The sequence below is a fragment of the Streptomyces recifensis genome (assembly GCF_002154615.1).
GTDB lineage: Bacteria > Actinomycetota > Actinomycetes > Streptomycetales > Streptomycetaceae > Streptomyces > Streptomyces griseoluteus.
The window spans coordinates 1-8933 of record NZ_MUNH01000317.1 but is presented as its reverse complement, the minus strand read 5'-3'; the positions used below and the strand labels follow the sequence as shown (position 1 = coordinate 8933).

Here is an 8933-nt window from a genome sequence, read left to right as displayed (position 1 = left end):
CGGCCGCCTCCGCGACCGCCTCCAGGTCCCGCACGGACTTGTACGAGCCGTACGACGAGCCCGCCATCCGGGAGATCGTCTCCTCCATCAGCGTGCCGCCCAGGTCGTTCGCGCCGGAGCGCAGCATCTCGGCCGCGCCCTCCGTGCCGAGCTTGACCCAGCTCGTCTGGATGTTGGGAATCCAGGGGTGCAGCAGGAGCCGGGCCATGGCGGTGACCGCGCGGTTGTCCCGCATGGTCGGGCCCGGGCGCGCGATGCCCGCGAGGTAGACCGGCGCGTTGGTGTGGATGAACGGCAGCGTCACGAACTCCGTGAAACCGCCCGTCCGCCGCTGGATTCCGGCCAGCGTGCGCAGGTGGCCCAGCCAGTGCCGGGGCTGGTCGACATGGCCGTACATCATCGTGGACGAGGAGCGGATGCCCAGCTCGTGCGCGGTGGTGATGACCTCGGTCCAGGTGGCCGTGGGCAGCTTGCCCTTGGTCAGCACCCAGCGCACCTCGTCGTCCAGGATCTCCGCCGCCGTGCCCGGCACCGAGTCGAGCCCCGCCTCCTTGGCCGCCGTCAGCCACTCCCGGACGGACATCCCGGTCCGGGTCGCCCCGTTGACGACCTCCATCGGCGAGAAGGCGTGCACGTGCATGCCGGGCACCCGCTCCTTCACCGCCCGCGCGATGTCGAAGTAGGCGGTGCCGGGCAGGTCCGGGTGGATGCCGCCCTGCATGCAGACCTCCACCGCGCCCACCTCCCACGCCTGCTGGGCCCGGTCCGCGACCTGGCCCAGGGAGAGGGTGTAGGCGTCGGCGTCGGTGCGCCGCTGGGCGAAGGCGCAGAAACGGCAGCCGGTGTAGCAGACGTTGGTGAAGTTGATGTTCCTGGTGACGATGTACGTGACGTCGTCCCCGACCACCGACTCGCGCACGTCGTCCGCGATCCGGCACACCGCGTCCAGCGCCGCGCCGTCCGCGTGCAGCAGCGCGAGCGCCTCCGCGTCGGTCAGCTTCGTCGGGTCGTCGGCGGCCGTGCGCAGGGCCTCGCGGACGTCGGTGTCGATGCGCTCGGGCACCATGCCGGGGGCGGCGGCCTCGCGCAGCTCGGCCCAGTCGCCGTACACCTCGTCGAAGTCGTCGCGCCGGTCGGAGGTACGGCCCTCGGTGTCGATGGAGGCGTGCAGGTCGGTGCGGCCGGTGGCGGTGAACACCTCCTCCGGCTCCTGCCAGGGCAGGCCCTCGGGGAGTACGCCGGGCCGGGCGAGGCCGGTCTCCGGGTCGGCCAGGGCGGCCACGTGCGGGCGCAGCCGGGGGTCCAGCCAGGGTTCGCCCCTGCGGACGAACTCCGGGTACACGCACAGTCGTTCCCGCAGCTCGAAGCCGGCCGCGCGGGACCGCTCGGTCAGCTCCTCGATCTGCGGCCAGGGGCGCTCGGGGTTGACGTGGTCGATGGTGAGCGGCGAGACCCCGCCCCAGTCGTCGATGCCCGCGCCGATCAGCCGCTCGTACTCGCTGTCGACCAGGTTCGGCGGGGCCTGGAGGCAGGCGGCCGGCCCCATGATGTGCCGGGCGACGGCGACGGTGGCGATCAGCTCGTCCAGCTCGGCGTCCGGCATCCCGCGCATCGCGGTGTCCGGCTTGGCGCGGAAGTTCTGGATGATCAGCTCCTGGACGCCGTGGTAGGCGCGGGAGACCTTGCGCAGCGCGAACAGCGACTCCGCGCGCTCCTCGTAGGTCTCCCCGATGCCGATCAGCAGCCCGGAGGTGAAGGGCACGGAGGAGCGGCCGGCGTCCTCCAGCACCCGCAGCCGTACGGCGGGTTCCTTGTCCGGGGAGCCGTGGTGCGGGCCGCCGGGCTCGGACCAGAGGCGCTCGGCGGTGGTCTCCAGCATCATGCCCATGCTCGGCGCGACCGGCTTGAGCCGCTGGAAGTCGGTCCAGCTCATGACGCCGGGGTTGAGGTGGGGCAGCAGGCCGGTCTCCTCCAGGATGCGGATGGAGATGGCGCGTACGTAGGCGATCGTGTCGTCGTAGCCGTGCGCGTCGAGCCACTCGCGCGCCTCGGGCCAGCGGTCCTCGGGCTTGTCGCCGAGGGTGATGAGCGCTTCCTTGCAGCCGAGGGCGGCACCCTTGCGGGCGATGTCCAGCACCTCGTCCGGCGACATGAACATCCCGTGGCCGGCGCGGCGCAGCTTGCCGGGGACGGTGACGAAGGTGCAGTAGTGGCACTTGTCGCGGCACAGCCGGGTCAGCGGAACGAAGACACTCTTCGAGTACGTGATGACTCCGGGCCGCCCCGCCGCGTCGAGTCCCGCGTCCCGTACCCGTGCGGCGGAGGCGGTGAGGTCGTCGAGGGCCTCGCCGCGGGCCTGGAGCAGCACCGCCGCCTCGGAGACGTCGAGGGCGACGCCGTCACGGGCACGTTTGAGGGCGCGACGCATGGAGTTCTCGGTGGGGCCGGTTCCGGGGGTCGCGGAAGTCGTCATTCCCTGAGCATACGTTCGGCGTGATCGTGAGCTACGGGCGCTTTTCGGGCGGGCCCTGCGACGTCCCCGTGGTACCCGCGCGGCACCACGGGTGGCGCCACGTGACACCACTCGGCGCCATGTGGCGCCAATAGGGGTTGCCATGGCGCCACAATGGTGCCAAGCTAACGCCATGGACCTCACCCCGTATGTCGACACCCTCCGCCGGGAACTCGCGGTGGCCGCCGAGGCCGGCGGCGAGGAGGCGCGCGAGCTGGCCGAGCGGCTCACCGCCCCGCTGGAGTCGGCGACCCGCCTGACCATGCTCCACGTGCTCTCCGCCGCGATGGACGAGATCACCCGCGAGCTGGCCCCCGGCTCGGTCGACGTACGGCTGCGCGGTCTGGACCCCGAGTTCGTCGTCACCACGCCCCCGGCCGAGTCCGCTCCCGTGGAAGCGGCCCCCGTCACGCCTCAGCCGGTTCCCGAGGCCGACGAGGGCGGCACCGCCCGCGTCAACCTCCGGCTCCCGGCGCACCTCAAGGCGCGCGCCGAGGAGGCGGCGGGACGCGAGGGCCTGTCGGTCAACGCCTGGCTGGTGCGCGCCGTCTCGGCGGCGGTCGACGGCACCAGCCGGCCGCGCCCGGCGGAGAAGACCCGCACGATCGGCCAGAGCTTCACGGGCTGGGTGCGCTAGCCAGCACCGCGCCACCGCTCCACTTCTCACCCACCTTCACGTCCCTGACCTGCGGGGACGACCTGACGAGCCAAGAGGACGGGACAGCCATGCCTTCTTTCGACACCCCTCAGCCCATCGCCGTCACCGCGCACATCGGCGCCGGTTCCCTCCGGCTCGCGGCCGGCGACCGTCCGGACACCGTGGTCGAGGTCGCGCCCCGCGACCCCGAGCGGGACAAGGACGTACGGGCCGCCGAGCAGACCGAGGTCGGGTTCGCCGCCGGCGCCCTGACCGTCCGGACCCGCGAGCGGCTGCTCATCGGCCCCTCCGGTCTGGTCGACGTCACCGTCCACCTGCCCACCGGCTCCTCCGCCGAGGTCACCGGCTCCTGGACCCAGGTGCTCGGTGAGGGCCGGCTGGGCGAGGTCAGGGTGAAGACCTCCACCGGCGACGTACGCCTCGACGCCACCGGCCCGCTGAAGCTGACCGTGGCCCACGGCTCGGTCACCGTGGACCGGGTCGACGGCGCCGCCGAGATCACCAGCAGCAGCGGCACCATCCGCGTCGGCACCATCGACGGCCCCGCAGTCCTGAAGAACACCAACGGCGCCACGGTCCTCAAGGCCGTCACCGGGGATCTCCGCGTCAGCGGAGCCAACGGAGGCATCGACATCGGCCGCACCGAGGCGTCCGTCACCGGGACCACCAGCAACGGTCCGCTGCGCGTCGCCGAAGTGGCGCGCGGTGAGGTCCAGTTGGAGACCGCACACGGCTCCATCGAGATCGGCGTCCGCGAGGGCACCGCCGCCTGGCTCGACGTCAGCTCCGCCCACGGACAGGTGCGCAACGCGCTCACCTGCGCCGGGGCGCCGGAGCACACCGAGGACACGGTCAAGATCCACGCCCGCACCAACTGGGGCAACATCGACATCCTGCGCGCCCACGCCTGAGCACCGCCCCCCTCTTCCCACTCCAGCCCTCAGGAGGGCCCCATGCCCTCTTCTGTCATGCCCACGCCCAGAAAAGCCGCCGCCGACAACCCCGCCGTCTCCGTCACCGGCCTGCGCAAGTCGTACGGCGACAAGACCGTGCTGGACGGCATCGACCTGCGCATCCCCGCCGGGACCGTGTTCGCCCTGCTCGGGCCGAACGGCGCCGGGAAGACCACCACCGTCCAGATCCTCTCCACCCTCGTCGCCCCCGACGGCGGCGAGGCCCGGATCGCGGGCCACGACATCACCACCGCGCCGGACGGCGTGCGTTCCGCGATCGGCGTCACCGGCCAGTTCGCCGCGCTGGACGATCTGCTCACCGCCGAGGAGAACCTCCTCCTCATGGCCGACCTGCTCCGCCTCGGCAAACGCGAGGGCCGGTCCCGGACCAGGGAGTTGCTGGAGCGGTTCGACATCGCGGACGTGGCGGACAAGCGGGCCGCGACCTTCTCCGGCGGCATGCGGCGCAGGCTCGACCTCGCCATGACCCTGGTCGGCGATCCGCAGGTGATCTTCCTGGACGAGCCGACGACCGGGCTCGACCCGCGCAGCCGCCGGACCATGTGGGACACCGTCCGCACGCTGGTCGCGGGCGGCACCACGGTCTTCCTCACCACCCAGTACCTGGAGGAGGCCGACCAGTTGGCCGACCGGATCGCCGTCCTCGACGGCGGCCGGATCGTCGCCGAGGGCACCGCCGACGAGCTGAAGGCCCGTATCCCCGGCGCCCACGTCCGGCTGCGGTTCACCGGACCCGACGAGTACGAGCGCGCGGCGGCGGCCTTTCCCGGCGCGGCACGGGACGACGAGAACCTCGCCCTCCGGGTGGCCGGCGATGGCGGTCTGGACGCCCTGCGCGCCCTGCTGGACCGGCTCGACGCGGCCGGGGTGCGGGCGGCCGGGTTCTCCGTGCACACCCCCGACCTGGACGACGTGTTCCTCGCGCTCACCGGCCAGGGCACCACCGGCACCCCGCTCCACACCGACACCGACGAGACCGTCAAGGAGACCCAGCGATGAGCACCCTCGGCTACGCCGTGCACGACTCGATGACGATGCTGCGGCGCAACGTCAAGCACGCCGTCCGCTACCCGGCCGTCTCGCTCGGCAGTTCCATGCTGCCGATCCTGATGCTGCTGCTGTTCGTGTACGCCTTCGGGGGCGCGATCGGCGGCGGGATGGGCGGCGGCCGGGACGCCTATCTGGAGTACCTGGTCCCCGGAGTCGTCGTGATGGGGGTGGCGGCCGGGGCGATGTCGACCTCGATCGCGGTCTGCTCGGACATGACCGAGGGCATCATCAACCGCTTCCGCACCATGAACATCACCCGCTCGTCGTTCATGACCGGGCATGTCATCGGCAGCGTCCTCCAGACGATGGTGAGCCTGGTCCTGGTGATCGGAGTGGCGCTCGCCCTCGGCTTCCGGCCGGACGCGACCCCGCTGGAGTGGCTGGCGGCGGCCGGGTTCCTCGCGGCCGTCGCGTTCGCCAGGGCCGCCTTCCCCGACGGCCAGCTCTACGTGGACCTCCAGGGGGCGGGCCCCCGCCCGGCCGAGCCCCAGACCGTGCTCGGCTCGTTCCTGCGGGCGCTCGGCACGGCGGACTCGGCGGTGCCGGAGTCGCTGGAGGAGCGGGCCGCGCTGTACCGGTCGGTGCTGGACGGGCGCCGGGTGCTGGTGCTGCTGGACAACGCCAAGGACGCGGCGCAGGTCAGACCGCTGCTGCCCGGCACCGAGGGGTGCGCGGCGCTGGTGACCTCGCGGGTGCGGATGGTCGGGCTCGCCGGGGCGCATCTGGTGGACCTGGACGTGATGTCGCCCGAGGAGGCGCTGGCGCTGTTCACCAAGATCGTGGGTCAGGAGCGGGTCGCGGCCGAGAAGGAGGCCGCGCTGGACGTGGTGGCCGCGTGCGGGTTCCTGCCGCTGGCCATCAGGATCGCCGCCTCCCGGCTCGCCGCCCGCCGCACCTGGACCACCTCGGTGCTCGCGGCCAAGCTGGCCGACGAGCGGCGCCGGCTGGACGAGCTGCAGGCGGGCGACCTCGCGGTCAAGGCCACCTTCGAGCTGGGCTACGGCCAGCTCGAACCCGCCCAGGCACGGGCGTTCCGGCTGCTGGGCCTCGCCTACGGCCCCGATCTGTCGCTGGCGGCCGCCGCCGCCCTGCTGGACCTCGGCCCGGAGGACACCGAGGACCTGCTGGAGTCGCTGGTCGACACCTCCCTGCTGGAGTCGGCCGCCCCCGGCCGCTACCGCTTCCACGACCTCGTACGGCTCTACGCGCGCGCGTGCGCCGAGCGGGACGAGCACGAGCCCGGCGAGCGGGCCGCCGCCCTCTCCCGGCTGCTGGACTTCTACCTGGCCACCGCCGCGCGGGTGTACGCCATCGAGCGCCCCGGCGACCGGACCGTGGAGCACCTCCACCCCTACGACCACGAGGGGCTGTCCTTCGCCGGGCACCAGGACGCCCTGGACTGGCTGTACGCGGAGGCCGACTGCCTGCTGGCCTGTGTACGGCAGTCGGTGGCCCAGGGCAGCCTGCGGCGGGCGGTGGACCTGCTGATCGTCGCCAAGGACCTCGCCGAATCGGGTGCCAACGCCCACCAGTTCGGAGCGGCGGCCACCGTCGTCCGGGACGCGGCGGCCGAGGCCGGGAACGCGCTGGTGGAGGGCCGGGCGCGCACCACGCTGGCCCAGGTGCATCTCAACGCGGGCCGGTTCGACGAGGCGGAGGCCGAGGCCGAGCGGGCGGTGGAGCTGGCCGGTGCGGCCGAAGACCCGTGGATCGACTGCAACGCGCCCAGCGAGCGCGGGATCGTGGCGGCATACCGCAGCCGGCACGCCGAGGCCGAGACCTACCTCCAGCGCACCCTCACCGCCTACCGCGCCGACGGCAACCTGCCGGGCGAGGCGAGCGCGCTGTGCAACCTGTCGCGGGTGCACCTGTCGATGGGCCGGGTGGACAGCGCGGTGGAGCTGGCCGAGTCCGGCGTCGCCGTCTACCGGCACCTGGGTCTCACCGTCCGCCTCGCCAACGGCAGTTACGCGCTCGGGCTGGCCCTGGCCGAGTCGGGGCGCGCGGAGGAGGCGGAGGCGCGGCTGTCCGAGGCGCTGACCATCTTCCGGGACAGCCGGCAGCGGCTCTGGGAGGGCATGACGCTGTTCCGGCTCGCCGAGGTGCGGCTCGGCGAACGCCCCGCGGCCGCGGCGGCGTTGGCCGAGCAGTCCCTCTCGGTGCTGCTGCACGTGGGCGGCGACTGGCGCCGGGCGGGCGTCCTCACCGTGCTGGGCAAGTCCCTGGACGCGCTGGGCGAGACGGACCGGGCCCGCGCCTGCTGGACGGACGCGCTGAGCGTCTACGACCGGCTGGGCTCGGCGGAGGCGGCCTCCCTGCGGGAACTGCTGTCACCTGCGGCCACCGGCTGACGGCGGCCGCGCGGAAATGCGCGGGACCCGGCGTTCATCGTTCGTTTATCGTGCCCGTGCAGTCTTCTCACAGCCGATTCGTCGTCACGGGGGCGGGCGGATCGGTAGTGCCGTCGGCCACCCACGCGGTGGCCGGCTGTGACCGGGTCCGTCCGGAAGCCCTCGGGGGAGCGGCCGGGCGGCCCCGGCCACAACAGCACACCTCAGAGCAACGGAGTACGTCGATGAGCGACGCCAAGAAGTCCGACGAAGTCACCACTCAGGAGAGCCACATCACCGGTGGGGGCGCCACTGCGGCGGCCGCCCCGGAGGTCGCTCCGCAGGAGAGCCACATCACCGGCGAGAAGACGGTCAAGGGCGACCTGGACGACGTCACCACGCTGGAGAGCCACATCACCGTGGGCGACCCGCGCTAGGCGGACCACACGCACGGGGGGCGTGCGCCGCGGCGGAGCGGAGGGGGAGCCGCCGCGGCTCACGCGGGAACACGGAACGGCCGGGTCGGGGGACCCGGCCGTTTCCGTGTCTCCGGACGCCCCTCAGGTCGTGCGGGCCGTCCCGGTGCCCTTCTCCGCGTCCAGCGCGTACACGCACCGGTCCTTGCTGCACGCGTACACCACGCCGTCCTTGACCACCGGTGAACCGGTGATCTCGCCACCGGTGGCGAGCTTCCAGCGCAGCCGGCCGTCGTCGGCCTTGAGGGTGTACAGCAGGTGGTCGGTGGAGCCGAAGTGGATGCGGCCCTCGGCGACCGAGGGAGCGCCCACCACGTCGCCGCCCGCCTGGAAGCGCCACTTGGGCGTGCCGGTGACCGCGTCCAGCGTGTACAGGCCCTTGCCGCTGCCGACGTGCACGTGCCCGGCCGCGACCAGCACCGGTTCCACCGAGGAGCGGGCCTCGGTGGCGATGCGCCAGCGGTCGCGGCCGTCGGTGGCGTCCAGGGCGTAGACGGTGCCGAGGTAGTCGGCGAGGTAGACCCCGCCGCCGGTGACCGCCGGGCCCGGCACGAAGGCGGGCGGGGACAGGAACACGGCCGGGGCCTCGAAGTGCCAGCGCACCCGGCCGGTCGACACCTCGATGGCGAGGACCCGGCTGCCCGCGCTGACGTACACGTAGCCGTCGGCCGCCGGGGTCACCCGTACGGGGACTCCGCCGCAGGACGCCGCGTCGCCGATCGGGTAGGACCAGCGCTCGTCGCCCGTGCGGGCCTCCAGGGCGCGCAGCCGGGCGTCCTGCCAGACGTAGACCGTGCCGTCGTGCACGGCGGGGCCGGCCTCGGGCGACTCGAAGTCGGTCTGGCAGCCGGAGATCTCCCACAGCTTGCGCCCGGCCGCCGCCTCCCACGCCTGCACCCCGCCGCCGCGCGTACCGGTGACGACCGTGCCGTG

The 8933-nt window shown here is 73.2% G+C and carries 7 protein-coding genes; 5 read left to right on the top strand and 2 right to left on the bottom strand.

The features are described from left to right. Positions 1 to 2473 (bottom strand): bifunctional FO biosynthesis protein CofGH (locus tag CCN33_RS17725; RefSeq protein ID WP_086694565.1); only part of this gene is annotated, 2473 nt, incomplete at its 3' end. A 172-nt stretch (positions 2474 to 2645) separates the two neighbouring features. Here CCN33_RS17725 and CCN33_RS17720 point away from each other — a divergent pair. The 5 genes from CCN33_RS17720 (at position 2646) to CCN33_RS17700 (ending at position 7961) form a co-directional block, all read left to right on the top strand. Then, entirely contained in the window at positions 2646 to 3149 is a 504-nt protein-coding gene (locus CCN33_RS17720; RefSeq protein WP_086694564.1) for a toxin-antitoxin system HicB family antitoxin, read from the top strand. An 89-nt stretch (positions 3150 to 3238) separates the two neighbouring features. Beyond that, complete coding sequence (locus CCN33_RS17715) at positions 3239 to 4081, top strand: DUF4097 family beta strand repeat-containing protein (RefSeq protein WP_086694563.1); 843 nt, start codon at positions 3239 to 3241, stop codon at positions 4079 to 4081. 42 nt (positions 4082 to 4123) lie between these two features. Continuing rightward, positions 4124 to 5143 carry an ATP-binding cassette domain-containing protein gene (locus CCN33_RS17710; RefSeq protein ID WP_086694562.1) on the top strand — a complete coding sequence of 340 codons (1020 nt, stop codon included), beginning with the start codon at positions 4124 to 4126 and terminating at the stop codon, positions 5141 to 5143. Then, positions 5140 to 7545, top strand: a complete 2406-nt coding sequence (locus tag CCN33_RS17705) for a tetratricopeptide repeat protein (protein ID WP_086694561.1) — start codon at positions 5140 to 5142, stop codon at positions 7543 to 7545. Before CCN33_RS17710 ends, CCN33_RS17705 begins: the two co-directional genes overlap by 4 nt. Before the next feature lie 224 nt (positions 7546 to 7769). Then, positions 7770 to 7961 (top strand): hypothetical protein, encoded by a 192-nt coding sequence (locus CCN33_RS17700; RefSeq protein WP_086694560.1) that lies wholly within the window; start codon positions 7770 to 7772, stop codon positions 7959 to 7961. A 123-nt stretch (positions 7962 to 8084) separates the two neighbouring features. On the opposite strand, the gene CCN33_RS17695 is transcribed toward CCN33_RS17700, so the two are convergent. Beyond that, a partial coding sequence (locus CCN33_RS17695) for an outer membrane protein assembly factor BamB family protein (protein WP_086694566.1) occupies positions 8085 to 8933 on the bottom strand: 849 nt, incomplete at its 5' end.